The organism is Roseovarius sp. D22-M7 (assembly GCF_037083785.1).
In the GTDB taxonomy this organism is placed as follows: Bacteria; Pseudomonadota; Alphaproteobacteria; order Rhodobacterales; family Rhodobacteraceae; genus Roseovarius.
On sequence record NZ_JBAPKY010000002.1, the window covers coordinates 118426 to 143343 of the forward strand.

General features: G+C 66.3%; 21 protein-coding genes and 1 other annotated feature. Of the genes, 15 read left to right on the forward strand and 6 right to left on the reverse strand.

What is annotated here, in order from left to right; translation table 11 throughout:
* Positions 1 to 12 precede the first annotated feature (12 nt).
* The gene (locus V8324_RS01600) at positions 13 to 912 is read left to right on the forward strand and encodes a DMT family transporter (RefSeq protein WP_336418157.1); all 900 of its coding nucleotides are present in this window, start codon (positions 13 to 15) and stop codon (positions 910 to 912) included.
* A gap of 72 nt (positions 913 to 984) precedes the next feature.
* The gene (gene eno / locus V8324_RS01605; protein WP_336418158.1) at positions 985 to 2259 is read left to right on the forward strand and encodes a phosphopyruvate hydratase; all 1275 of its coding nucleotides are present in this window, start codon (positions 985 to 987) and stop codon (positions 2257 to 2259) included.
* 216 nt (positions 2260 to 2475) lie between these two features.
* Here eno and V8324_RS01610 read toward each other — a convergent pair whose 3' ends face one another.
* The 5 genes from V8324_RS01610 to V8324_RS01630 all read right to left on the reverse strand — a co-directional run bounded on the left by V8324_RS01610 (position 2476) and on the right by V8324_RS01630 (position 8949).
* Positions 2476 to 2754, reverse strand: a complete 279-nt coding sequence (locus V8324_RS01610; RefSeq protein ID WP_336418159.1) for an HlyU family transcriptional regulator — start codon at positions 2752 to 2754, stop codon at positions 2476 to 2478.
* Positions 2755 to 2763: 9 nt separating this feature from the next.
* Positions 2764 to 4752 (reverse strand): RNA polymerase sigma factor RpoD, encoded by a 1989-nt coding sequence (rpoD, locus tag V8324_RS01615; protein ID WP_336418160.1) that lies wholly within the window; start codon positions 4750 to 4752, stop codon positions 2764 to 2766.
* Positions 4753 to 4871: 119 nt separating this feature from the next.
* Entirely contained in the window at positions 4872 to 6824 is a 1953-nt protein-coding gene (dnaG, locus tag V8324_RS01620; RefSeq protein ID WP_336418161.1) for a DNA primase, read from the reverse strand.
* 87 nt (positions 6825 to 6911) lie between these two features.
* Positions 6912 to 8342, reverse strand: coding sequence for a Glu/Leu/Phe/Val family dehydrogenase (locus V8324_RS01625; RefSeq protein WP_336418162.1), 1431 nt, complete (start codon positions 8340 to 8342; stop codon positions 6912 to 6914).
* A gap of 127 nt (positions 8343 to 8469) precedes the next feature.
* Positions 8470 to 8949 carry a hypothetical protein gene (locus tag V8324_RS01630; RefSeq protein ID WP_336418163.1) on the reverse strand — a complete coding sequence of 160 codons (480 nt, stop codon included), beginning with the start codon at positions 8947 to 8949 and terminating at the stop codon, positions 8470 to 8472.
* 159 nt (positions 8950 to 9108) lie between these two features.
* On the opposite strand from V8324_RS01630, the gene V8324_RS01635 reads away from it, so the two are divergent.
* Positions 9109 to 10020: a pirin family protein gene (locus V8324_RS01635; protein ID WP_336418164.1), complete on the forward strand. Its 912-nt coding sequence runs from the start codon at positions 9109 to 9111 to the stop codon at positions 10018 to 10020.
* Here V8324_RS01635 and V8324_RS01640 read toward each other — a convergent pair.
* Positions 10001 to 10651 (reverse strand): TetR/AcrR family transcriptional regulator, encoded by a 651-nt coding sequence (locus tag V8324_RS01640; protein WP_336418165.1) that lies wholly within the window; start codon positions 10649 to 10651, stop codon positions 10001 to 10003. The genes V8324_RS01635 and V8324_RS01640 overlap by 20 nt on opposite strands.
* A 105-nt stretch (positions 10652 to 10756) precedes the next feature.
* Here V8324_RS01640 and V8324_RS01645 point away from each other — a divergent pair, with 105 nt between their 5' ends.
* From V8324_RS01645 to V8324_RS01700, 12 genes are all read left to right on the forward strand, one after another.
* Positions 10757 to 11053: a hypothetical protein gene (locus tag V8324_RS01645; protein ID WP_336418166.1), complete on the forward strand. Its 297-nt coding sequence runs from the start codon at positions 10757 to 10759 to the stop codon at positions 11051 to 11053.
* 97 nt (positions 11054 to 11150) lie between these two features.
* The gene (locus V8324_RS01650) at positions 11151 to 12437 is read left to right on the forward strand and encodes a homoserine dehydrogenase (RefSeq protein WP_336418167.1); all 1287 of its coding nucleotides are present in this window, start codon (positions 11151 to 11153) and stop codon (positions 12435 to 12437) included.
* 70 nt (positions 12438 to 12507) lie between these two features.
* Positions 12508 to 13473 carry a class II fructose-bisphosphatase gene (glpX, locus tag V8324_RS01655; RefSeq protein WP_336418168.1) on the forward strand — a complete coding sequence of 322 codons (966 nt, stop codon included), beginning with the start codon at positions 12508 to 12510 and terminating at the stop codon, positions 13471 to 13473.
* A gap of 60 nt (positions 13474 to 13533) precedes the next feature.
* Complete coding sequence (recJ, locus tag V8324_RS01660; protein WP_336418223.1) at positions 13534 to 15282, forward strand: single-stranded-DNA-specific exonuclease RecJ; 1749 nt, start codon at positions 13534 to 13536, stop codon at positions 15280 to 15282.
* A 103-nt stretch (positions 15283 to 15385) separates the two neighbouring features.
* Complete coding sequence (locus V8324_RS01665; RefSeq protein ID WP_336418169.1) at positions 15386 to 15907, forward strand: hypothetical protein; 522 nt, start codon at positions 15386 to 15388, stop codon at positions 15905 to 15907.
* Positions 15908 to 16079: 172 nt separating this feature from the next.
* Positions 16080 to 16133 (reverse strand) — a sequence feature (sul1 is cis-regulatory element that is thought to sense ions involved in sulfur or methionine metabolism; They are found in Alphaproteobacteria).
* Positions 16134 to 16273: 140 nt separating this feature from the next.
* Positions 16274 to 16681 (forward strand): ArsR/SmtB family transcription factor, encoded by a 408-nt coding sequence (locus V8324_RS01670; RefSeq protein ID WP_336418170.1) that lies wholly within the window; start codon positions 16274 to 16276, stop codon positions 16679 to 16681.
* Positions 16682 to 16686: 5 nt separating this feature from the next.
* On the forward strand, positions 16687 to 17757 hold the full coding sequence (arsB, locus tag V8324_RS01675) for an ACR3 family arsenite efflux transporter (RefSeq protein WP_336418171.1): 1071 nt from the start codon (positions 16687 to 16689) through the stop codon (positions 17755 to 17757).
* A 108-nt stretch (positions 17758 to 17865) separates the two neighbouring features.
* Entirely contained in the window at positions 17866 to 20124 is a 2259-nt protein-coding gene (gene rnr / locus V8324_RS01680; protein ID WP_336418172.1) for a ribonuclease R, read from the forward strand.
* A gap of 122 nt (positions 20125 to 20246) precedes the next feature.
* Positions 20247 to 21572: a lytic murein transglycosylase gene (locus V8324_RS01685; RefSeq protein WP_336418173.1), complete on the forward strand. Its 1326-nt coding sequence runs from the start codon at positions 20247 to 20249 to the stop codon at positions 21570 to 21572.
* 349 nt (positions 21573 to 21921) lie between these two features.
* Entirely contained in the window at positions 21922 to 22488 is a 567-nt protein-coding gene (locus V8324_RS01690; RefSeq protein ID WP_336418174.1) for a F0F1 ATP synthase subunit delta, read from the forward strand.
* Positions 22489 to 24027, forward strand: coding sequence for a F0F1 ATP synthase subunit alpha (atpA, locus tag V8324_RS01695; protein ID WP_336418175.1), 1539 nt, complete (start codon positions 22489 to 22491; stop codon positions 24025 to 24027).
* 15 nt (positions 24028 to 24042) lie between these two features.
* Entirely contained in the window at positions 24043 to 24918 is an 876-nt protein-coding gene (locus V8324_RS01700; protein WP_336418176.1) for a F0F1 ATP synthase subunit gamma, read from the forward strand.

Genomic DNA, 24918 nt, shown 5'->3' on the forward strand with positions numbered 1-24918 from the left:
GGACGTACCCCGATGGAAAACCTGCGCGGCAGCATCCTGATGGTTCTCGCGATGGCCGGCTTCGCGCTTGAGGACCTGTTCATCAAGCGTCTGGCCGAAACCATGCCCGTGGGGCAGATCATCATGTTCCTGGGCTTCGGCGGCGCGCTGGTCTTCGGCCTGGTAACCCGCGCGCAGGGCCGCCGGCTCTGGTCGCGCGACCTGATCACACGCGCGGTGCTCCTGCGCAACCTCGGCGAACTGGTCGGCACGATCGGGTTCGTCACCGCCATCGCCCTCACGCCGCTCTCCTCGGCCTCGGCGATCCTGCAGGCCACGCCACTTGCGGTGACGCTGGGTGCCGCGCTCTTCTTCGGCGAGGCCGTGGGCTGGAAACGCTGGACCGCGATCCTCGTGGGGTTCTGCGGCGTGCTGATGGTGATCCGGCCGGGGTTCGACGCGTTCCAGCCCGCCTCGCTCTTCGCGCTGCAGGGCGTGATCGGGCTGGCGATCCGCGACCTTGCCACAAGGGCGGTGCCGCGCACCATCTCATCGATGCAGCTTTCGACCTATGCCTTCGCCACGCTGGTGCCCACCGGCCTGATCCTGCTGGCCTTCGGCGGCGCGCCCTCCCTGCCCTCGGCCATCGCCTGGCGGGATCTGGCGCTGGCGCTCGCCTGCGCGCTGGCCGCCTATTACGCCATCGTCGCGGCGATGCGGCTGGGGGATGTGTCGGTGATCACGCCGTTCCGCTATTCGCGGCTGATCTTCGCGCTGATCATCGGCGTGACGGTCTTCGACGAGCGCCCCGACATCTGGACGCTGACCGGCGCCGCGATCATCATCGCCTCGGGGCTCTTCACCTTCTGGCGCGAGCGCCGCCTCGCGCGGCGCATCGCGACACCTTCGGTGCCGCTGACACCCTACCGCTGATGCCGCGTTTGCATGGCGGGGAAATCTTGCTATGCCGGTGGCAACCATATCGCATCCAGAGGGTCCAGAGACATGAGCAGCATCATCGACATCCACGCCCGCGAAATCCTCGACAGCCGGGGCAATCCGACGGTCGAGGTGGACGTGACCCTCGAGGACGGCACGATGGGCCGCGCCGCCGTCCCCTCGGGCGCCTCGACCGGCGCGCACGAGGCCGTGGAACGGCGCGACGGCGACCCCGCGCGCTATGGCGGCAAGGGCGTGCTGGAGGCCTGCGCATCCGTCAACGGCGAGATCGCCACCGAGTTGCTGGGCATGGACGCCACCGAACAGGTGGCGCTCGATCTCGGCATGATCGAGCTTGACGGCACCCCCAACAAGGCCCGCCTCGGCGCCAACGCCATTCTGGGGGTCAGCCTCGCCGCCGCCCGCGCCGCCGCCGATTTCACCGGGCAACCGCTTTTCCGCTACGTGGGCGGCACCTCGGCGCGCACCCTGCCGGTGCCGATGATGAACATCATCAATGGCGGCGAACATGCCGACAACCCGATCGACGTGCAGGAATTCATGATCATGCCGGTCTCGGCCGGGACCATGCGCGACGCGGTGCGCATGGGCGCCGAGGTGTTCCACACCCTGAAGAAGGAGCTGACCGCAGCCGGCCTCGCCACCGGCGTCGGCGACGAGGGCGGCTTCGCGCCCAACCTCAACTCCACCCGCGACGCGCTTGATTTTATTCTGAAATCCGTCGAAAAGGCCGGATACGCGCCGGGCACCGACATCTGCCTCGCGCTCGATTGCGCGGCCACGGAATACTTCAAGGACGGCAAGTATGTATTTGCCGGAGAGGGAAAAACCCTGACGCCGGATGAAAACGTCGCCTATCTCGCGGCGCTGGTCGGCGATTACCCGATCGTCTCGATCGAGGATGGGTGTTCCGAGGATGACTGGGACGGCTGGACCGCGCTGACCGCCGCCATCGGCGACCGCGTGCAGCTTGTCGGCGACGACCTCTTCGTCACCAATCCCGACCGCCTCGCCATGGGCATCGAAAAGGGCGCCGCCAATTCCATGCTGGTCAAGGTCAACCAGATCGGCACGCTGACCGAAACGCTGCAGGCGGTCGAGATGGCGCACCGCGCCGGCATGACCAACGTGATGTCGCACCGCTCGGGCGAGACCGAGGACGCCACCATCGCCGATCTCGCCGTGGCTACCAATTGCGGCCAGATCAAGACCGGCAGCCTCGCACGCTCGGACCGGCTGGCGAAATACAACCAGTTGATCCGGATCGAGGAGATGCTGGGCTACACCGCCCGCTATGCCGGCCGGTCGGTGCTGAAATAGGCGCACGGTCCGTTCACATATCGACCTGCGCGCGCCGGGATAACGGTGTCTTTAGGACAGGCTCCGCGGCGTTTCTCGTTCGCGCCGCAGCGGGCCCCTCGGCGTAAAGCCGTTAACAGCGCGTACGGGCTGCGGCTGACGTCAAACGTTGTGGTTTGGTGCGTACATTTTCGGCGCGAAAACGTACACCCTGTACGCAGCGATCCCGGGTTTGCGTCAGTCGAACAGCGTATCGCCGCGCTCGTCGATCACCTGTTTCGCCTTGCGGATCGAGAACGCCTCGGCCTCGTCGAGGCTGCCCACGGTGTCGGCGCGCAGCAGGTTGTGCACCTTCACCTCGCCGCCGATCTCCTTCTCGATCAGGGCCCCGACGCGGTGCCCGCCCTCGGCCTTTTGCGGTGCTGCGACGATGCGACAGCCCTTGTAGGTCTCGGACGCCTCGTCGCGCGCTTGCGGTTTGCCGCCGCCCCCGAACAACCGTGACAGGATCGACATCGGCCCGCCCTACTGGTCGAGGAAGCTGCGCAGCTTGCGCGAGCGGCTGGGATGTTTCAGCTTTCTCAAGGCCTTGGCCTCGATCTGGCGAATACGCTCGCGGGTGACGCTGAACTGCTGGCCCACCTCTTCTAGCGTGTGATCGGTGTTCATCCCGATGCCGAAGCGCATGCGCAGCACGCGCTCCTCGCGCGGGGTCAGCGACGACAGGACCCGCGTCGTGGTTTCCTTGAGGTTGTCCTGAATGGCCGAATCCAGCGGCAGGATGACGTTCTTGTCCTCGATGAAATCGCCAAGCTGGCTGTCCTCCTCGTCGCCGATCGGTGTCTCGAGGCTAATCGGCTCCTTGGCGATCTTCATCACCTTGCGGACCTTCTCCAGCGGCATCTGCAGCTTTTCGGCCAGCTCTTCCGGCGTCGGTTCGCGCCCGATCTCGTGCAGCATCTGCCGCCCCGTGCGCACCAGCTTGTTGATCGTCTCGATCATGTGCACCGGGATGCGGATGGTGCGCGCCTGGTCGGCGATCGAGCGGGTGATCGCCTGGCGGATCCACCAAGTCGCGTAGGTGCTGAACTTGTAGCCGCGGCGATACTCGAACTTGTCCACGGCCTTCATCAGGCCGATATTGCCTTCCTGAATGAGATCAAGGAATTGAAGGCCACGGTTCGTGTATTTCTTGGCGATCGAGATGACCAGCCGCAGGTTCGCCTCGACCATTTCCTTCTTGGCCTGACGGGCCTCCTTCTCGCCCTTCTGGACCTGCCCGACGATGCGCCGAAACTCGGAGATGTCGAGGCCGACATACTGCCCGACCTGCGCCATGTCGTTGCGCAACTCTGCCACCTTCTCGGGGCTGCGCTCCATCAGCATCTGCCAGCCACGTCCGGGCTTCTGCTTCATGTCCTCGACCCAGTTCGGGTCAAGCTCGCGGCCGCGATATTCCTCGATGAACTCGCGGCGGTTGATCCGCGCCTGGTCGGCCAGTTTGACCATCGCCGTGTCGATCTGCATGATCCGGCGGTTGATGCCGTAAAGCTGGTCGATCAGCGCCTCGATGCGGTTGTTGTGCAGGTGCAACTCGTTGACGAGAACCACGATTTCCGAGCGCAGCTTCTGGTACTTTTTCTCCTGCTCCTTCGAGAAGGACCCGTCCTCGTTGAGCGTCGCGGAAATGCGGCTGTCCTGCATCTCCGACAGCATGGCGAAATCGTCGGCGATCCGGTCGAGCGTCTCGAGCACCCGCGGCTTCAGCGCCGCCTCCATCGCGGCGAGGCTCATGTTGGCCTGCTCGTCCTCGTCCTCGTCGTCGTCGCGCTGGATGGGGTTTCCGTCCGCGTCCAGTTCCGGCGAGGAACCGTCGGATTGTTCTTCCTTTTCAGGGGGCTGCGAGATGTTGGCGGCCGCCGCCACGGATTCGGCGCCGTCCTCGAGGGTCTGATTGCCGAAGGTCGTCTCGAGGTCGATCACGTCGCGCAGCAAGATGTCCTCGCTCAGCAGCTCGTCGCGCCAGATGGTGATCGCCTGGAAGGTCAGCGGGCTTTCGCAGAGGCCCGCGATCATCGTGTTGCGCCCGGCCTCGATCCGCTTGGCGATGGCGATCTCGCCCTCGCGGCTGAGCAGTTCGACCGACCCCATCTCGCGCAGGTACATGCGCACCGGGTCATCGGTGCGGTCGAGCTTGTCTTCCTTGGCGGTGCCGACCGCGACCTCGCCGCGCTTGTGGACCTCGGCCACGGCGGTGGTCTTGCTCTCTTCCTCCTCGGCGTCCTCGGCCTCGATGATGTTGATGCCCATCTCCGACAGCATCGACATCACGTCCTCGATCTGCTCGCTGCCGACCTGGTCGGGCGGCAGGACGGCGTTGAGCTGATCGTACGTGATGAACCCCTTTTCGCGCGCCTCGGAGATCATTTTCTTGACCGCCGCCTGGCTCATGTCGAGCGACCCCTCCATTTCGGCGTCGTCGGGCTTGCGGTCTTCAGTATCCTTGGCGGCCATTAAAGACTCCTCGATTGGGGACGGTAGCGTCGATTCGGCTGACCGAATCAATAGCGCACTGAACTGATTCGGACACCCGTTTACCCTGATTTTCCTACTCAAACCTCACCAAATGGGTCTCAGCGCCTCGGTTTGGAATAGTTTATGCTGCTCAACAGCGCCGCGAACTGCTCTTTCTCGTCTCGCTTGATCGGTGCCCCGTTCTCGCCGTGCTCGTATTCGGCATCGTCATCCTCTTGGCTGCACAGCGCACGGTTGCGGGCCTGCGCCGCCTGCCCCAGCCGCCAGGTGATCGCCTCGTCGGCCAGACCGGCCATGTCGGCTGTGGCTTCGGTCACCTCTGCCTGCACGCCCCGTTGGGTCAGCAGCTTGCCCAGTGCCTCCCTCAACGTCAGGCTGGCAAGTGCCGCGTCGCCGGGGTGACGCACCGGCGGTGCGAGTGTGACGTGGGGAAGCGACAGCAGTTTTTCAAGCCGCTCGCTGCCCAGTTCCGCATTTATGCGGGCGCGCAGCGTCTCGGCCCCCTCGCTGGCGTGGCGCAGGATCAAAGTCCGCAGCATGGCATGGTCGGGATCGCGGCATTCCAGCCGGTCGACCTGACTGTCGAAGCTGTCGACGACTTCCGGACAGCAGATCATTGTCGCCAGAATCACCGCCTCGAGCAGATGGGTCTCGGTGTTGCTCCCCCCCGTCACCAGAAGCGAGGATTTGGTGGTGGCGCGCGCCGGCTCCGGCAGGTCCCATCTGCCGCCGCGCGCCCGCGCCGCGCCGCCTCCGGCCGTCCGGCGCGGATTGAACAATTTCCAGCGCAGATCCTTCAACTCGCGCTCGTAATGAAACCGCAGCGACGGGTCGCGGATCAGCGCGGTCTTTTCGCGGCACACACGTTCCAGCGCCGCCTTGCGCTCGGGGCTGTCGAAGCGGCGCCCTTCCGTCTCGCGCTGCCAAAGCAGCCGCACCAGCGACAGCGCGTCGTCGACCCGCGCCTGCACCGCGCCCGCGCCCTCGGCGCGCAGCACGTCATCGGGGTCTTGCCCTTCGGGCATCAGCGCGAAACGCAGCGATTTCCCCGCCTCGAGCAACGGCAGCGCCAGATCGATCACGCGGTAGGCCGCGCGGAGACCCGCGGTATCGCCGTCGAGCATGATCACCGGCTCGTCGGTGACGCGCCACAGAAGCTGCAACTGATGCTCGGTCACCGCGGTGCCCAAGGGTGCCACCGCCGCATCAAAGCCTGCGGCGACCAGCGCGATCACGTCCATGTAGCCTTCGGCCACGATCAGCGGCTGGGCCTTGCCCGCCGCCTCCCGCGCGGGGGCGTGATTGTAAAGCGTGCGGGACTTGTCGAAGATCTCGGTTTCAGGCGAATTGAGGTACTTGGCGTTATCGTTCGGGTCCATCGCGCGGCCGCCGAACGCGATGCAGCGCCCGCGGGCGTCGCGGATGGGGAACATGATCCGGTTGCGGAAGGTGTCGTAGGGCTTGCCGCCCTTGCCGCTTTCCTTGGCCAGCCCGCAGGCGAGGATCAACTCGGGGGGCATGCCCTTTCCGCTCAGGTGATCCCACAGCCCCTGCCAGCCCTCCGGCGCGAAGCCCAGATCGAAGCGCGCCTGCGTTGCGGCGTCGAGTTTGCGCCCCACGAGATAGTCGCGCGCCGCCGCTCCGGCACTACCGCGCAACTGCATCCCGAAATACCTGACCGCCTGGTCCATCACCTCGACAAGCTGCGTGCGCCGGTCGGCCTTGGCCTGCGCCTGAGGGTCGCGTTCCGGCACGCTCATGCCGGCCTCGCCGGCGAGGATCTTCACCGCCTCGATGAACTCGACATTCTCGGTCTCGCGGATGAAAGAAATCGCGTCGCCCTTGGCGTGACAGCCGAAGCAGTAGTAAAACCCCTTGCGGTCATCGACGTGAAAGGACGCGGTCTTTTCCTGGTGGAACGGGCACGGGGCCCACATGTCGCCCTTGGCCTGATTGGACTTGCGCATGTCCCAGCTGACCTTTCGCCCGACCACCTGGCTGAGCGACAGCCGGCCTTGCAATTCGTCCAGAAATCCGGGTGGAAGGCTCATCCCGCAAATATCGGTCTCTTGGCTGCCAAAGTCCATAGGGTGCAGCACTCGGCCATGCCGCCCGTTGCACCTGTGCCAATCGGCCGGTCAGAGCCCCATGGCGCGGTAGCTTGCGGCGACCTTGGCGATCGACACCAGGTAGGCGGCGGTGCGCAGATCGGTCACGTCCTGACGGTCGTGCCAGACCTCGCGCATCGACTGGTAGGCGCTGCGCATGGTGTCGTCGAGACCCGAACGCACGAGTTGCAACTCGTCGGCCCCGCGCAGGTATTTCTGCTTGAAATCGGGTGACATTTCCCAGGCATCGCCCATGCCGCGATTGAGGCGCTCCAGCTCTGTGATCAGCAGGTCGTGCCGGGCTTCTTCCTGGCGCCGCCCAAGCCGGCCAAAGCGGATATGGCTGAGGTTCTTGACCCATTCGAAATAGGACACGGTGACGCCGCCGGCATTGGCGTACATGTCGGGGATGATCACCGTGCCCTTCTGGCGCAGGATGTCGTCGGCCCCCGCGGTGACCGGCCCGTTTGCGGCCTCGATAATCAGCGGGGCGTTGATGCGCTCGGCGTTGTCGCGATTGATCACCCCCTCCAGCGCGGCGGGGATGAGGATCTCGCACTCCGCCTCCATCGCCTTGGCGCCATCGCGGATGAACCGGCCTTCGGGATAGCCATCGACCCCGCCATGCCGGCCGATCCAGTTATGCACCGCCTCGACGTCGAGACCCTTTTCATCCAGCAGCGCGCCATCGCGCTCGATGATCGCGGTGATCTTGCAGCCATCCTCTTCAGAGAGGAACTTGGCGGCGTGATAGCCCACATTGCCAAGGCCCTGAACGATCACCCGCTTGCCGTCCAGCGTGCCCGAAAGCCCGGCCGCCGCGACGTCATCGCGGTGACGAAAGAATTCCTGCAGGGCGTACTGGACCCCGCGCCCGGTCGCCTCTGTCCGGCCCTGAATGCCGCCGCCGTGGATCGGCTTGCCTGTCACGCAGGCGCGGTGGTTGATATCGGTGGTGTTCATGCGCTTGTACTGGTCCGCAATCCACGCCATCTCGCGCTCGCTGGTGCCCATGTCGGGGGCGGGGACGTTCTGTGCGGGATGGATGAGGTCACGCTTGATCAACTCATAGGCAAACCGTCGGGTTATCAGTTCCAGTTCGTGCTCTTCCCACGCGCGCGGATCGACGCACAGCCCGCCCTTCGAGCCGCCGAACGGCGCGTCCACCAGCGCGCATTTATAGGTCATCAGCGCCGCGAGCGCCTCGACCTCGTCCTGGTGCACGGCCAGCGAATAGCGGATACCCCCCTTGACCGGTTCCAGGTGTTCCGAATGCACGCTTCGATAGCCGGTGAAGGTGTGGATCTGTCCGCGCAGCCGCACGCCGAACCGCACGGTATAGGTGGCGTTGCAGACACGGATCTTTTCCTCGAGGCCCGGCGACAGCTCCATCAGCGACACCGCGCGGTTGAACATCAGGTCGACGCTGTCGCGAAACCCCGGCTCTTTCGTGGTGGTCATGCTTGATCCCTCCCCGTTCTCGCCGCAAGACAAGGTATCTGCGGTTGCACCAGATCATGGTCGGGCCTGCGGGGCGATTTGTCCACCCTAATCCGCCGACCCTACGGTAGCGCATATTTTGACAGGTTTACGTCCCGGGGCGTTGCGCGATCCACATCTGCATCGTCTCGGCCATCACGCGGGCCGGGGTACGGTGGGTCACGCCGCCGACACCGACGCGCCGCCCGATGCGCCACCACAGCCCCGGCTCCCACGCGAAGGATCCATTACGCGACAGCCGCACCATGAAACCGTTCGAGGGCTTGAAGGCGAACACCCCGCGATCGACGGAAACGACATCCTCCATCGCCGCGAGCACGCGCCCGTCGCTGCTGCGCAGACCCTCGGGTGTCAGTTCCAGCCGGTGCGCCGTGGCGCGCCACATGCGCTGCGCCATCCACAGCGACAGGCCCGCGAAGGCAACCATGAACACCCGCCATTCCGCGGCCGGCGCCTGCACAACCGCCAGATACAGCATGATGACGCCCAGAAATGCTACCGATCCCACGCCGATCACCCGGCGCCCTCCCGAGGCCGCGAGTTCCATCTCGATATCATCGTCGGACATTGGGCTGCTCCGTCTTGCTGGCGCGGATGTATCCGGGTTGCCGTCCTTTGGCGAGAGGGATCCTCGAAAAACGCACAAGCCCTCTTTGCCTGCGAACAGTGGCACCCCTGCCCCCGCGCCGCGCGAAGGCTTATCTCATGGTCTGAAAGGAGACCGCTCATGTCCATCAGACCCGTACTCGAGGCCCGCCTCGCAAGCCCCACGATGGAGGGCGCGGGCGTGCATCTGCACCGCGCCTTCGGCTTTCATGATCCGTCGGAACTGGACCCGTTCCTGCTTTTCGACGATTTCCGCAATGACGATCCCGCGCACTATGCCAAGGGTTTTCCGTGGCATCCGCACCGCGGCATCGAGACCATCACCTACGTCCTCGAAGGCGAGGTCGCGCATGGCGACAGCCTTGGCAATACAGGTACGCTCGGCGCGGGCGATGTGCAGTGGATGACCGCCGGGTCGGGCATCCTGCACCAGGAGATGCCGCGCGGCAACGCGGCCGGGCAGATGCACGGCTTCCAGCTCTGGGCGAACCTGCCATCGTCGCTGAAGATGACCGCGCCGCGCTACCAGGACGTGACGGCCCCGGACATCCCCGAGGTGATCGACGATGACGGCACCCGCGTCCGGGTGATCGTCGGCGACTTCTGGGGCAAGCGCGGCCCGGTCGACGGCATCGCCGCCGATCCACAATATCTCGATATCTCGGTGCCGCAGGGTGTGATAAAAACGTTTCCCGTTGACACCTACCGGCGCAGCTTTGCCTATGTCTTCGCCGGGCAGGGCACCTTTGCCGACGCCTCGCGGCCGACCGGTGTGCTGCTGGAAAAGGAGGTAGCAGGACAGGAGGTCCATCTGCGCGACCATTCCGGCGACCGAACGCTGATCCGCTTCGGCACCGGCGACACGGTGACCGTGCAGGCCGGGGAACAGGGCGTGCGGTTCCTGCTGATCTCGGGGGCGCCCTTGCAGGAACCGGTAGCGTGGCACGGCCCCATCGTGATGAACACGCAAGAGGAACTGCGCCAGGCGATCCGCGACCTGCGGCAAGGTAGCTTCATAAGGGACAGCGCCTAGCAAGGCGGGGCGGCGACGGGGGCGATTCCCGCGCCGCCCCGGATCCCCGCGCCACCGACTTGCGCACCATGTCCCAGTAGATCCCCTCGACCTGCGCCAGCGACAGACGCCCGCGCTCGCGGAACCAGGTGTTGACGCCGGTCAGCATGGAAATCAGCGCCATGCTGGCGATCCGCGGCTCGGCCACGCTCATGCTGCCATCCTCGACGCCGCGCCGCAGGATCGCCTCCAGCCGCGTCTCGTAATCGCGCCGTAGTCGCTCGATAACCGCGAAATTATCCGGTGTCAGGTTGCGCAGCTCCATGTAAGAGACGAAGACCGCCTCCGCGCGCTGCGTGTTGAAGCGGATGTGAAACCGCGTGAACGCTTGGAGCGCGTCGAGCGCATCGCCCGCCGGCGCCTGCTCGTCCCACGCCGCAAGCAGATCCTCCATGTGCGCGCGCATCAGCTCGAACAGCAGCGTCTGCTTGTCCGGCGTGTAGTTGTAAAGCGCGCCCACCTGCACGCCCACCTCGCCGGCGATCCGGCGCATCGACACGGCGGCGAACCCGTGCTGCGCGAACAGGCGCAACGCCACGGCGCGCAGGCGCGGGCCGGTGATATCGGAATGAGAGCCTTGCGTGCGTGCCATGCTGCAAGCTTATCTGAACATCCGTTCAGATCAAGGGCGCGGGCTTGCCGGACCACCTCTAGCGTGGCATCACCGCACCGGCACCTGAACCCCAAGGGATACCCCATGCGCGCGCCAGCCCGTCCGGTCCTCATCGTTCTCGCGATCGCGTCGCTCGCGGGATGCACCGACGTGCCCCCGCGCCGCGCGGACCTGTCGGCGGGCGACCGCGACGCGCCCTACCCGGCGCTGATCCCCGCGCATCGGATCACCGGGCGCGTCCCGCCACCTCCGTCCGAGGCGCGGACAGCAGAGGATCTCGACGCGCGCGCCGACCGCCTGCGCGCCCGCGCGGCACGGCTCAAGGGGCCGGTGATCGACGACACGACCCGCGACAGGATGCGCTCCGGCATCGATCGGTGAAAAACACCGCCCAATAGCCTGCCCTGCGCGTTGCAAGGCTGCACCGAACCCGTTACATCCCCGTTCAACCTCGCAACAGCGACGATCGGAGACCGCGATGATCCCCCCCTTGCGCCTCGGCATTGCCGGTCTGGGCACCGTCGGCACCGGCGTCGTGCGCATAGTCCGGCAAAAGGCCGAACTGCTGGCGGCCCGCGCCGGACGTCCGATCGCGATCAGCGCGGTCTCGGCACGCACCCGCGACAAGGATCGCGGCGTGTCGCTGTCCGATTACGTCTGGGAGGACGATCCCGTCGCGCTGGCAAAGCGCGACGACGTGGACATCTTCATCGAACTGATGGGCGGCTCGGACGGGCCGGCCAAGGCCGCGACAGAGGCCGCGATCGCTGCCGGCAAGGACGTGGTGACCGCCAACAAGGCGATGCTCGCGCATCACGGGCAGGCGCTCGCCATGGCCGCCGAGGATGCGGGCTGCGTGATCCGCTTCGAGGCGGCGGTCGCCGGCGGCATCCCGGTGGTCAAGACCCTGACCGAGGGGCTCGCGGGCAACGAGATCACCCGTGTGGTCGGCGTGATGAATGGCACCTGCAACTACATACTGACCCGCATGCAGGCCACTGGACAGGGTTACAACGCCCTGTTCGACGAGGCCGACAGGCTGGGCTTTCTCGAGGCCGATCCCAATCTCGACGTGGGCGGCATCGATGCCGGGCACAAGCTGGCGCTATTGTCGGCCATCGCCTTTGGCTGCCAGGTCGATTTCGACGGGATCGTGCTCGAGGGCATCCAGAAGATCACCCTCGACGACATCCGCCGCGCCGCCGACCTCGGCTACCGGATCAAGCTTCTTGGCGTCGCGCAGATGACCGGGCGCGGGCTGGAACAGCGCATGTCGCCCTGCCTCGTGCCGGCCGACAGCCCGCTGGGGCAGCTTGAAGGCGGCACCAACATGGTGGTGCTCGAGGGTGACCAGATCGACCAGATCGTGCTGCGCGGCCCCGGCGCCGGCATGGGCCCGACAGCAAGTGCGGTGCTGGGCGACGTCATGGACATCGCGCGCGGCACGCGCCTGTCGACCTTCGGGCAGCCCGCCGCGTCGCTGAAACCCTGCACCCGCGCGACAAGCGCTACCCCGGCGCGCTACTACCTGCGCATGTCGATCCTCGACAAGCCCGGGGCGCTGGCCAAGGTTGCGACGATCCTGGGCGAGGCCGGGATCTCCATCGACCGGATGCGGCAGTATCGCCATGACGACACCACCGCGCCGGTGCTCATCGTGACCCACAAGACCAATCGCGAGGCGCTCGAGACCGCGCTGAGCGGTATCCGGCGTCTCGACGTGCTGGCCGGCGATCCGGTGGCGTTGCGGATCGAAAGCGTCTGAGGCCCTCACGCATCTGGCGCGCGCGGCCGCGCCGGATTTGAAAAGACACGCATTTGAAAAGGACACTGCCATGACAGACCCTTCGGATTTCAACGATCGCACATTGTCTCTCGGGCTGGCCCGGGTCGCCGAGCAGGCCGCGCTGGCCTGCGGCGACCTGATCGGGCGCGGCGACGAGAAGGCCGCAGACATGGCCGCCGTCAACGCCATGCGCGAACAGCTCGACATGCTGCCGATCCAGGGTGTCGTGGTGATCGGCGAGGGTGAACGCGACGAGGCGCCGATGCTTTACATCGGCGAGGAAGTGGGCACCGGCGACGGGCCGGGCGTGGATATCGCGCTCGATCCGCTGGAAGGCACCACGCTGACCGCCAAGGCGATGCCCAATGCGCTGACCATCATCGCGATGGCCCCACGCCACACCATGCTGCACGCCCCCGATGTCTACATGGACAAGCTGGCGATCGGGCCGGGCTTTCCCAAGGATGTCGTCTCGCTCGAGATGTCGCCGCGCGAGCGGGTCGAGGCGCTGGCCCGCGCCAAGGGCTGCAAGCCGTCCGAGATCACCGTCTGCGTACTCGAACGCCCGCGCCACCAGGAGATCATCGACGATATCCGCAGCACCGGCGCCGCGGTGTTCCTGATCACCGATGGCGATATCGCCGCCGTCATGCATTGCGCCGAATCCGAGATGACCGGCATCGACATGTATATGGGTCTTGGCGGTGCGCCCGAGGGCGTGCTGGCGGCCGGCGCGCTCAAATGCATGGGCGGGCAGATCTGGGGCCGGCTGACCTTTCGCAACGACGAGGAACGCGCCCGCGCCGCCAAGGCCGGGATCACCGACCTCGACCGCGTCTATTCCCGCGACGACATGGTCACCGACCAGGTGATCATCGCCGCGACCGGGGTGACCGACGGATCCGTCGTGTCGGGCCTCAAGCGCCGCCCGGGCTACATCGAGACCGAGACGGTGCTGATGCGCTCGCGCACCGGATCGCTGCGGCGCATGATCTATCGCAGCAAGCGTGACTGAAGCCGCAGCCGGCACCGGCGCCGCTGGGATATTTGGGTCAGCAACGGGGGACGCGTGCCAGTGACGGCCTTTCTCGGGGTTGAGCACTCGCTGACCGGGCGGCGCTGGATCGGGCCGGGGATCGAGATCGACCGCCAGGCCGAGGCGATGGCCCAAGGCAGCGCCCTGCCCCGCGCGCTCTGCCAGACGCTGGCCCGGCTCGGCGTGGCAGCGGACTCGGCGGCGGCGTACCTCGCGCCGACGCTCAGGGATCTTCTGCCCGATCCGCGCAGCCTGCGCGACATGGAACTTGCCGCGGCGCGCTTCCTGCAAGCGGTGCAGCGACGCGAACGTATCGCGGTCTTCGCCGATTACGACGTCGACGGCGGCGCCTCGGCGGCGCTGCTGATCGACTGGCTGCGGCGGATGGGTGCGGCGGCGCCCACGCTCTACATCCCCGACCGGATCGACGAGGGCTACGGGCCCAACCCCGCCGCAATGGCCGAGCTTTCGGCGCGGCACGACCTGGTGATCTGCGTGGATTGCGGCACGCTCGGCCACGACGCGCTCGGCGCGGCCAAGGGGGCGGACGTGATCGTGCTCGACCATCACCTCGGCGCCGAAACGTTGCCCCCGGCCCATGCCGTGGTGAACCCCAACCGACAGGACGAAAGCGGCGATCTCGCGCATCTCTGCGCCGCCGCTGTCGTGTTCCTGATGCTGGTCGAGGCCGGACGCCAGCTGCGCGAGGCCGGGAAAAAGGGCCCCGACCTGATGGCATCGCTCGATCTCGTCGCGCTGGCGACGGTGGCCGACGTGGCCCCCCTGGTCGGCGTCAATCGCGCCTTCGTCCGGCAGGGGCTGCACGTCATGGCGCGGCGCGAGCGGCCGGGGCTGGTGGCGCTGGCGGATGTGGCGCGCATGGATGCCACGCCCAATGCCTATCACCTCGGTTTCCTGCTCGGGCCGCGCGTCAATGCCGGCGGGCGCATTGGCAAGGCCGATCTCGGCGCGCGCCTGCTGGCCTGTGACAACGCGTCCGAGGCGCACGCGATGGCCGAACGGCTCGACCAGCTCAACACCGAACGGCGCGAGGTCGAGGCGCAGGTGCGCGAGGCCGCCATCGCCCAGGCCGAGGCGCGCGGGCGCGAGGCCGCGCTGGTCTGGGCGGCGGGCGAAGGTTGGCATCCCGGCGTCGTCGGCATCGTCGCGAGCCGCCTCAAGGAAAACCTCAACCGCCCCGCCATCGTGATCGGGCTGGAGGCCGACGAGGGCAAGGGATCCGGCCGTTCGGTCGCCGGAGTCGATCTCGGGGCGGCGATCCAGCGGCTGGCGGCCGAGGGCCTGCTGATCAAGGGCGGCGGGCACAAGATGGCCGCCGGGCTGACCGTGGCGCGCGACAAGCTCGACGCGGCGATGACCCGTCTCACGGAACTTCTGGCAAAGCAGGGCGCGGACCGCATCGGCCCGGCCGATCTGCGGCTCGACGGGCTCCTGACGCCGCGCGCCGCGACCATCGAGCTGATCGAGCAGATCGACGCCGCCGGCCCCTTCGGTGCGGGCGCGCCGGGGCCGCGCTTCGTCTTCGCCGACAGCCAGATCACGTTTGCACGGCAACTGGGCGGGTCACATCTGAAGCTGCGCGTCACCGACGGGTTCGGCGCAAGCCTCGACGCAATCGCCTTCGGCGCCTTCGACACGCCCCTCGGGCCGGCGCTGGCGGGCCAAGAAGGCGGGCGGTTTCACTTGGCTGGACGTCTCGAGATCAACACGTGGAATGGGCGCCGTTCGGTTCAGTTGCGCCTGGATGATGCGGCCCCCGCGGCCTGAGCCACAACATCGGATGTCCCGGCACGAAGTGTTGATGCAGGTGTGATGAGGATATGCGCAACAAACCCTATGACTGGACTGACGCGGTCTCGAGCAAACCAGCATGGAAGGCAATCCTGCTGCTGGAATCCGGCTGGCGTCACGAAAACAGTTTCACAATCGTGAACGTGGCTACCTCAGGACAATCCCGGCCGATTGCACCCGCGACATGATCGCCTGGACGCACAGCACGACGTTAAAGGCCGAGGATATGACCGCCACGCTCGATCCGGCGCTGCAAACCTCAGGTTTTGACCGCGCAACCGTGGTCGCCAAGCCAAGGCTGCTCAGCGACAACGGCAAGTCCTGCATCGCCGGGGACCTGACGCATGATCCCCAAGGCAAGGGCATAGTCATGTCCGCGGCGCGCCATACCACCCGCAGACCCGGGGCAAGAGCGAGCGCCGGCACCGGACCGTGCTTGCGCCGTGTCCTGCTCGGGCATGACCTCCTGCCCGGGGATCCCGAGCGCCAGATCGCTGCCTTCGTCGAGTATCATGACCCAGCACCATCACGAGAGCCTCGGCAACCCGCCTCCCGCCGACGTCTACTGCGGGCCCGCAGAGCAGATCCTGAAACAGCGTAAGAAGACCAAACGAAAAACCATGCGCACCCGGCGCGTGCGCCACCAAACCGAACACGCATAACCTCGATCAACGATGAGCCAGGGCCTCCAATACGAAACGCGCTCGGATGTCCCGGATTAACCGGCGAGGTACGAGAGGCATAAACCGGGATACATTCGCACAGTTGTCTCTCGATGTCCGGCGGATCGGCGGCCGGAAGAGCCGCCCGATCTTTTCAGACGCCGCCATCCAGTTCTACCCGTCGATCAAGGATGAGGGGCGTCCCCGCGATTTTCACGCTTCGCCTGCGGTCGCGGATCGACCTTGCAACGTGTATCGTCGATTTGCTATACACACTTTGCCACCTGACGAAACAAGGGATTCGCATGCCGGGAACGGCGGCACATTTTGACACGCAAGCATCGCGCCCGGGGGCGGAAGAGATCGCCGCGGTCGCCAAGGCGCTCGGGCATCCTGCGCGGGTCGCGATCGTGGCGTTCCTTCTGTCGCGCGAGGGCTGCATCGCCGGGGATATCGTGGGCGAGGTCGGCCTCGCGCAATCCACCGTGTCCGAGCATCTGCGCATCCTCAAGGCCGCCGGCCTGATCACCGGCGCGATCGAGCATCCGCGCATCTGCTACTCGCTCAACCCCGAGGCGGTCGCGCCTCTGCAGGCACTGCTGGCGCAGGTAAGCGCCCATGACGCCCGGCGCGTCGCGACCTGTGACACGCTCGAATCCCATGCTGCCCAAGCTACGGACCACGGGCAGCCCCCGTCAGAAACGAAGGACTGATCGCCATGCCCGCTTTCGAACGGTATCTTTCGCTTTGGGTGGCGCTGGCCATCCTCGCCGGTCTCGGGCTTGGCCAGGTCGCGCCGGGGATTGTGAACTTCCTCGCCAGCCTCGAATACGGTTCCGTCAATTTCGTGGTTGCGGTGCTGATCTGGTTCATGGTCTACCCGATGATGGTGGCGGTGGATTTCACGTCGCTGGCGCGTATCCATGAGCGGCCAAAGGGGCTGGTCATCACGCTGACGGTCAACTGGCTGATCAAGCCGTTCACCATGGCAGCCCTCGGTGTGCTGTTCTTCGAGGTGATCTTCGCGCCGTTCATAACGCCGGGCACGGCCGGGCAGTACATCGCCGGGATGATCCTGCTGGGCGCGGCACCCTGCACAGCCATGGTCTTCGTGTGGTCGCAACTGACCAAGGGCGATCCCAACTACACGCTGGCGCAGGTTTCGCTGAACGATGCGATCATGGTCTTCGCCTTCGCGCCGATCGTCGCATTTCTGCTGGGGGTGACCGACATCTCGGTGCCCTGGACGACGCTGGTGCTGTCGGTGGGGCTTTATGTCGTGATCCCGCTGATCGCCGGCATCCTGACCCGGGTCGCGCTGACGCGCCGCGCCGCGACCAGGCCCGAGGCCGAGGCGGCGGTCGAGGCCTTCACCGGGCGCGTGAAACCGCTCTCGGTGCTGGGGCTGCTGGCCACGGTGGTGCTGCTCTTCGGGTTCCAGGGCGAGGTGATCCTGACCCGGCCGCTGGTGATCGTGATGATCGCGGTGCCGCTGCTGATCCAGTCCTACGGGATCTTCGCGCTGGCCTACTGGGCCGCGAAGGCGTGGCGGGTGCCGCACAAGGTCGCCGCCCCCTGCGCGATGATCGGCACCTCGAATTTCTTCGAGCTGGCGGTCGCCGTGGCGATCGGCCTTTTCGGGCTGAACTCCATCGCGGCACTGGTGACAGTGGTCGGCGTGCTGGTCGAGGTGCCGGTGATGCTGAGCCTCGTGTGGTTTGCCAACCGCACCGCGCACTGGTTCCCCGCCGAGGAAACCGCCATCCGCACCCGGTCCCGCACGACGTGACCGGATCGGTACGTGGACGGATGCGGACCTGAGTGCGGGGCGGGAAAGTGTTCGCGCGCGTCGCGTATCGGGATGACGCCCGCCACGCGGCGTGCTAGATCGCTAAGTATGAGTAACATGCCCAGCAAGGCCGAGATCCTGCACTGGATTTCGGACAACCCGACCCTCACATCGAAACGCGAGATCGCCAAGGCCTTCGGCATCAAGGGCGCGGCGCGGATCGACCTCAAGCGCATCCTGAGGGAGCTCGAGGACGAGGGGCATCTGCAAAAACGCAAGAAGACGTATCGCGATCCCGACCGCCTGCCCCCGGTCAGCGTGCTGCAGGTCTCGGGCCAGACCGATGACGGCGAATTGCTGGCCAAGCCACTGGAATGGCAGGGCGAGGGCGTGGAACCCGTGGTGCTGGTCATGCCGCGCGCCTCGGACCCGGCACTGGGACAAGGCGACCGCATCCTCGCGCGCCTGCAAGAGGTCAAGGCCGAGGCGCATCATTACGAGGCGCGGCTGATCCGGCGGATCGGGGCCAATCCGCGCAAGGTGCTGGGGATCTTTCGCACCGGCGAGGAAGGCGGCCGGATCGTGCCCATCGACAAGGGGTTCGACAAGGAATGGCAGGTCGGCCGCGATGCGACCGGCGGCGCGCGCGATGGCGAGTTGGTCGAGGCAGAACAGGCCGGGCCGAAGGGGCGGCTCGGGCTGCCGCGCGCCCGGGTGCTCGACCGTCTCGGCGATCCGTCGGCGCCCAAGGCCGTCTCGCTCATCGCGATCCACCAGCACGGCATCCCGGACGAGTTTCCCGACGACGTGATCGCCGAGGCCGACGCGATGTCCCCGGCCGGTCCGAAAGGCCGCGAGGACCTGCGCGAGCTGCCGCTGATCACCATCGACCCATGGGATGCGCGCGACCACGACGACGCCGTCTACGCCCATGCCGATGACGATCCAGAGAACGTGGACGGGCACGTGATCTGGGTGGCGATCGCCGACGTGGCGCATCACGTCCGGCCCGGCTCGGCGCTGGATGCCGAGGCGCGGCGGCGCGGCAATTCCACCTATTTCCCCGACCGCGTGGTGCCGATGCTGCCCGACCGGCTGTCCGGCGATCTGTGCAGCCTGCACGATGGCGTGGAGCGCGCCTGCCTCGCGGTGCGGATGCAGATCGACGCGCAGGGCGAAAAGATCGGGCACCGGTTCGTGCGCGGGTTGATGAGATCGCATGCCTCGCTGACCTACCAGCAGGTGCAGGCGGCCGCGGATGGCGATCCGGATGCGGCCTGCGCGCCGCTGCTCGACGCGGTGATCCACCCGCTTTACGCCGCGCACGCGGCCCTGCGGACGGCGCGCCACAACCGCCAGCCGCTGGATCTGGACCTGCCAGAGCGCAAGGTCGTGCTGAGCGACGAAGGCAAGGTGCTGTCGGTCAACTTCGCCGAGCGGCTGGACGCGCACAGGCTGATCGAGGAATTCATGGTGCTGGCCAACGTGGCCGCCGCCGAGACGCTGACGGCGCGCAAGTCGCCGCTGCTGTTCCGGGTACACGAAGAACCGACCCCCGAGAAGCTGGACAACCTGCGCGAGGTGGCCGAGGCCGCGGGGCTGGTGCTGGCCAAGGGCCAGGTGCTGCGCACCGCGCATCTCAACGCGCTTCTGGCCGCGGCCCAGGACACCGATCACGCCGAGGTCATCAACATGTCCACGCTGCGGGCGATGACGCAGGCCTATTACGCGCCTCAGAATTTCGGGCATTTCGGCCTGTCGCTGCGATCCTACGCGCATTTCACCTCGCCGATCCGGCGCTATGCCGACCTGATCGTGCATCGCGCGCTGATCTCGGCGCATGGCTGGGGCGAGGACGGGCTGAGCGCCGCCGAGGTCGAAAACCTCGACGCCACCGCGCAGCACATCTCCGAGACCGAGCGCCGGTCGATGGTGGCCGAGCGCGATACCAATGACCGCTACCTTGCCGCCTTCCTGTCGGAACGCGTGGGCGAGAGCTTCACCGGCAAGATCAGCGGCGTGACCAAGTTCGGCGTGTTCGTGCGCCTCGACGAGACCGGCGCAGACGGTCTTGTGCCGATACGTTCGCTTGGGCGCGAGTTCTTCCATTTCGACCGCGAGGCCGGCACCTTGATGGGCGCAGATACCGGGCTGACCCTGAAACTGGGCCAACGCGTGACCGTGAAGCTGGCCGAGGCGGCGCCGGTATCCGGCGGGATCGCGCTGGAGCTTGTCAGCATCGAGGGCGAGAGTATACCCAAGGGCGGGCGCGGCACGGGCCGGGGCGCGCCGCCGCGGCGCAAGGAAGCACAGGCCAAGCGCAAGGCCGCCAAGACCAAACGAAAAGTGGCGCGCAAGCGCGGCTAGGGGCCGTGTGCGCGCCTGTCTAAGTTCGGCGAAAAGCCCCCGAAGCCTGCATGATCGCTTCCGATTTGGTACCAATTCGGGTACGATCGGTACAAAAAGGCGAACGAGCAAAGGGCAGAGCGATGCGAGCGGGTCTTCTGGGGCTTTCGGGTCTTTTCATTTCAATTTCGACATCCTGGGCCGCGGCCGCGGTCGAGGAATCCCTGCGGCCGCAATTGCGCCCCGGATCGGGGCTGATCGCGCCTGAAGCCGTGGTCGTCGACGCGGTCCCGGTGCGCAGCCTGCGACCGCAGATCCGCCCCGAAACCGTCGCCACGGTCACTCTGGCCAGCGGCAATTCCGGGTTCGACCGGTGGGTGGCCGGATTTCGCGGCCGCGCAGTGTCGCAGGGTGTCAGAGCGAACGTGTTCGACTGGGCCTTCCGCGGCGTACGCTACAATCCCGACGTCGTGGCCCGCGACCGCAACCAGTCGGAATTCAAGCGCGAGATCTGGGACTACCTCGACAGTGCGGTGTCGCCCGCGCGGGTCGAGAACGGACAGGCCGCCCTGCGCCGCCATGGCCGCACCCTGACCCGGATCGAGGCGCATTACGGTGTCGAGAAGGAGATCGTCACGGCGATCTGGGGCATGGAAAGCAATTACGGCGACCGGCTGGGCGATCTGCCGCTGATCGGGTCCATGGCGACACTGGCCTATGACGGGCGGCGCGGCGCGTTCTTCGAGAAGCAGCTGGTCACCGCGCTCAAGATCGTGCAATCGGGCGACGTGCGGCCCGAGAACATGACCGGATCCTGGGCCGGGGCGATGGGGCATACGCAGTTCATGCCCACCTCGTATGCGGCCTATGCGGTGGATTTCACCGGCGACGGCAAGCGCGACGTGTGGTCGGACGATCCCACCGATGCGCTGGCCTCGACCGCCGCCTATCTCGACCGTTTCGGCTGGCGCAAGGGCATGCCCTGGGGCGTCGAAGTGCGGGTGCCGCGCGGCGCGTCCTTCGGCAGCACCAGCCGCATGCCGTCGGACTGGGCGTCGCGGGGCGTGGTGGGGATCGACGGGCGCGCGGTGCGCGACTACGGCTCGGCCCGGATCCTGCAACCGGCGGGGCCGTCAGGCCCGTCCTTCATGGTGTTCGCCAATTTCGACGTCATCAAGCGCTACAACAATTCCGACGCCTACGCGCTTGGCGTGGGGCATCTGGCCGACCGGATCGCGGGCGGGTCGCCGATCCGCGCAAGTTGGCCGCGCGGCTACGATCCGCTGAGCTACGAGGAACGCAAGGAGATGCAGCGCCGGCTGCGGCGCAAGGGTTACGCGGTGGAAAAGATCGACGGCATCGTCGGGCCGAACACCGTGGCCGCGATCCGCGCCTTCCAGTCGTCGGTCGGGGCGTCGCCCGACGGGCTGCCTTCGCAGCAGCTTCTGGCGCTGTTGCGACAGTCGTGATGCGCGGGCGGCGCCGGGGCGGTCACGGCCCCGGCACGGCCCCAGCACGGGACGCTGCAGCGCCTTGACGGGGTTTCGCGCGCCCCGTGACAGCCGGGAATCGCGTTTTGCCGGGCAATCGCGATGTTTTTTCCCGCTTAAAACCCGCGCATTCGAATGTGAAGCCGGTAACACTCTGAAGATATGTAGTATTCCTTGGTATGCACCGCCGCCCAAGCGGCTTGCCGCATGACGAAGGCTCTGCTACACCCCGCCGAAATTGGAACTGCCCCAGGGCAAACGATACGCAAACGCCCCCGGATGTGACCCCGCGTCACAGCCTGCAAACCGGGGCCAGATCATCGGAAGGGTGGACGTGTCCGAAACAGCTGCGATTTCTTCCGGCATTGCCGCGCGCTATGCCACAGCGATCTTCGAGCTTGCGAAAGAAAACGACTCTCTCGCGCGGCTAGAGGAAAACACCGACGACCTCGCCGCGGTGATGCGCGACAGCGAGGACCTGCGGGCGCTGATCGCATCGCCGGTGGTGGGCCGCGAGGCACAGAGCGCCGCGATCTCCGCGATCGCCGACAAGATGGAGTTGGGTCCGGAACTGCGCAACGGTCTGGCGCTGATGTCGGCCAAGCGGCGGCTTTTCATCCTGCCGCAACTGCTGAAGCAGCTCGACGCGCTGATCGCCGAGCACAAGGGCGAGATCACCGCCGACGTGACCAGCGCCAAGGCGCTGACCAAGGCGCAGTCGGAAAAGCTTGCCAGCACGCTCAAGGCGCAGGTCGGCCGCGACGTGAAACTGAATGCGACCGTCGATGAAAGCCTCATCGGCGGTCTTGTCGTCAAAGTGGGCTCGAAGATGATCGACACCTCGATCCGCTCGCGGCTCGATTCCCTCCAGAATGCAATGAAAGAGGTCGGATAAATGGGTATCCAAGCTGCAGAGATTTCTGCGATCCTGAAGGACCAGATCAAGAATTTCGGCGAGGAGACGGAAGTCGCCGAGATCGGCCGGGTCCTGTCGGTGGGTGACGGGATCGCGCGGGTCTACGGGCTCGACAACGTGCAGGCCGGCGAACTCGTGGAGTTCCCGGGCGCGATCATGGGCATGGCGCTGAACCTCGAGACCGACAATGTCGGCATCGTGATCTTCGGGTCGGACCGCGACATCAAGGAAGGCGACACCGTCAAGCGCACCAAGTCCATCGTGGACGTGCCGATCGGCGACGAGTTGCTGGGCCGCGTCGTGGACGGCCTGGGCAACCCGATCGACGGCAAGGGCCCGATCAAGACCAAGTCGCGCGCGCTCGCCGACGTCAAGGCGCCGGGCATCATGCCGCGCACGTCGGTGCACGAGCCGATGGCTACCGGCCTGAAATCCGTGGACGCGATGATCCCGGTCGGCCGTGGTCAGCGCGAGTTGATCATCGGCGACCGCCAGACCGGCAAGACCGCCGTCGCGCTCGACACGATCCTCAACCAGAAGAACTACAACGACGCCGCCGGCGACGACGAGTACAAGAAGCTGTATTGCGTCTATGTCGCGGTCGGCCAGAAACGCTCGACCGTGGCGCAGCTCGTCAAGAAGCTAGAAGAGACGGGCGCGATCGAATATTCGATCGTCGTGGCCGCGACCGCATCGGACCCCGCGCCGATGCAGTTCCTCGCGCCCTATTCGGCCACCGCGATGGCCGAGCATTTCCGCGACAACGGCCGGCACGCGCTGATCGTCTATGACGACCTCTCCAAGCAGGCCGTCGCCTACCGCCAGATGTCGCTGCTGCTGCGCCGCCCGCCGGGCCGCGAGGCCTATCCCGGCGACGTGTTCTACCTGCACTCCCGCCTGCTGGAACGCTCCGCGAAGCTCAACGAGGCGAACGGATCGGGCTCTTTGACGGCGCTGCCGATCATCGAGACGCAGGCCGGCGACATCTCGGACTTCATCTCGACCAACGTGATCTCGATCACCGACGGCCAGATCTTCCTGGAAACCGACCTCTTCTACCAGGGCATTCGCCCGGCCGTGAACACCGGCCTGTCGGTCAGCCGTGTCGGCGGCTCGGCGCAGACCAACGCGATGAAATCGGTCGCTGGTCCCGTCAAGCTGGAGCTGGCGCAGTACCGCGAGATGGCGGCCTTCGCGCAGTTCGGCTCGGATCTGGATGCGGCGACGCAGCAGCTGTTGAACCGCGGCGCGCGCCTGACCGAACTGATGAAACAGTCGCAATACTCGCCGCTGACCAATGCCGAGATCGTCTGCATCATCTTTGCCGGCACACAAGGGTATCTCGACAAGGTCAGCGTCGACGATGTCGGCCGCTTCGAGGAAGGGCTCTTGAAGCACCTGCATGCCAAGCACGAGGAGCTGCTCGACTACATCACCAAGGAGGATCCCAAGATCAAGGGTGAGGCCGAGGACAAGATCAAGGCCGCGCTGGACGAATTCTCCGCCGATTTCGCGTAAGGGTCGGATAGCATCATGCCCAATCTCAAGGACCTGAAAAACCGGATCTCGTCGGTCAAGTCGACCCGCAAGATCACCAAGGCCATGCAGATGGTCGCGGCGGCGAAACTGCGCCGCGCGCAGGAGGCCGCGGAGATGTCGCGACCTTACGTCGAACGCTTCAACGCGGTGATCGCCAAGCTGGCGGCCTCGGTGGGCGATGTCGACAACGCGCCGCGGCTGCTGGCCGGCACTGGCGACGACAAGGTGCAATTGCTGGTCGTGATGACCGCCGAGCGCGGCCTCTGCGGCGGGTTCAACGGCAATATCGCCAAGCTGGCCAAGGCCGAGGCAGATGCGCTGATGAGCGCGGGCAAGACCGTCAAGATCCTGACCGTCGGCAAGAAGGGCCGCGAGGCGATGAAGCGCGACTACGGCGCCTATTTCATCGATCACGTGGACCTGTCGGAGGTCAAGCGCGTCAGCTATGCCGAGGCGCAGATGATCGCCAGCAACGTGCTCAAGCGGTTCGACGCGGGCGAGTTCGACGTCGCCAAGATCTTCTACGGCGCCTTCCAGAACGTCGCGACGCAGATCCCGACGAAGCAGCAGATTATCCCTGCCGACGTGGGCGAGGTCGACGAGGTGGATAGCGACACGGTCTACGACTACGAGCCCGACGAGCACGCGATCCTTTCGGATCTTCTGCCGCGCGGTGTCGCCACGCAGCTCTTCAGCGCGCTCTTGGAAAACGCGGCCTCGGAACAGGGTGCGCGGATGTCGGCGATGGACAACGCGACCCGCAACGCGGGCGAGATGATCGACGATCTGACCATCCAGTACAACCGCACCCGTCAGGCCGTGATCACCAACGAGCTGATCGAAATCATTTCCGGCGCGGAAGCGCTGTAA

Bases quoted from the DNA above. Each gene is read 5' to 3' on its own strand.
- V8324_RS01600 (WP_336418157.1), top strand. From the start codon at position 13: ATGGAAAACCTGCGCGGCAGCATCCTGATGGTTCTCGCGATGGCCGGC.
- eno (WP_336418158.1), top strand. From the start codon at position 985: ATGAGCAGCATCATCGACATCCACGCCCGCGAAATCCTCGACAGCCGG.
- V8324_RS01610 (WP_336418159.1), bottom strand. From the start codon at position 2,754: ATGTCGATCCTGTCACGGTTGTTCGGGGGCGGCGGCAAACCGCAAGCG.
- rpoD (WP_336418160.1), bottom strand. From the start codon at position 4,752: ATGGCCGCCAAGGATACTGAAGACCGCAAGCCCGACGACGCCGAAATG.
- dnaG (WP_336418161.1), bottom strand. From the start codon at position 6,824: ATGAGCCTTCCACCCGGATTTCTGGACGAATTGCAAGGCCGGCTGTCG.
- V8324_RS01625 (WP_336418162.1), bottom strand. From the start codon at position 8,342: ATGACCACCACGAAAGAGCCGGGGTTTCGCGACAGCGTCGACCTGATG.
- V8324_RS01630 (WP_336418163.1), bottom strand. From the start codon at position 8,949: ATGTCCGACGATGATATCGAGATGGAACTCGCGGCCTCGGGAGGGCGC.
- V8324_RS01635 (WP_336418164.1), top strand. From the start codon at position 9,109: ATGTCCATCAGACCCGTACTCGAGGCCCGCCTCGCAAGCCCCACGATG.
- V8324_RS01640 (WP_336418165.1), bottom strand. From the start codon at position 10,651: ATGGCACGCACGCAAGGCTCTCATTCCGATATCACCGGCCCGCGCCTG.
- V8324_RS01645 (WP_336418166.1), top strand. From the start codon at position 10,757: ATGCGCGCGCCAGCCCGTCCGGTCCTCATCGTTCTCGCGATCGCGTCG.
- V8324_RS01650 (WP_336418167.1), top strand. From the start codon at position 11,151: ATGATCCCCCCCTTGCGCCTCGGCATTGCCGGTCTGGGCACCGTCGGC.
- glpX (WP_336418168.1), top strand. From the start codon at position 12,508: ATGACAGACCCTTCGGATTTCAACGATCGCACATTGTCTCTCGGGCTG.
- V8324_RS01665 (WP_336418169.1), top strand. From the start codon at position 15,386: ATGGAAGGCAATCCTGCTGCTGGAATCCGGCTGGCGTCACGAAAACAG.
- V8324_RS01670 (WP_336418170.1), top strand. From the start codon at position 16,274: ATGCCGGGAACGGCGGCACATTTTGACACGCAAGCATCGCGCCCGGGG.
- arsB (WP_336418171.1), top strand. From the start codon at position 16,687: ATGCCCGCTTTCGAACGGTATCTTTCGCTTTGGGTGGCGCTGGCCATC.
- rnr (WP_336418172.1), top strand. From the start codon at position 17,866: ATGAGTAACATGCCCAGCAAGGCCGAGATCCTGCACTGGATTTCGGAC.
- V8324_RS01685 (WP_336418173.1), top strand. From the start codon at position 20,247: ATGCGAGCGGGTCTTCTGGGGCTTTCGGGTCTTTTCATTTCAATTTCG.
- atpA (WP_336418175.1), top strand. From the start codon at position 22,489: ATGGGTATCCAAGCTGCAGAGATTTCTGCGATCCTGAAGGACCAGATC.
- V8324_RS01700 (WP_336418176.1), top strand. From the start codon at position 24,043: ATGCCCAATCTCAAGGACCTGAAAAACCGGATCTCGTCGGTCAAGTCG.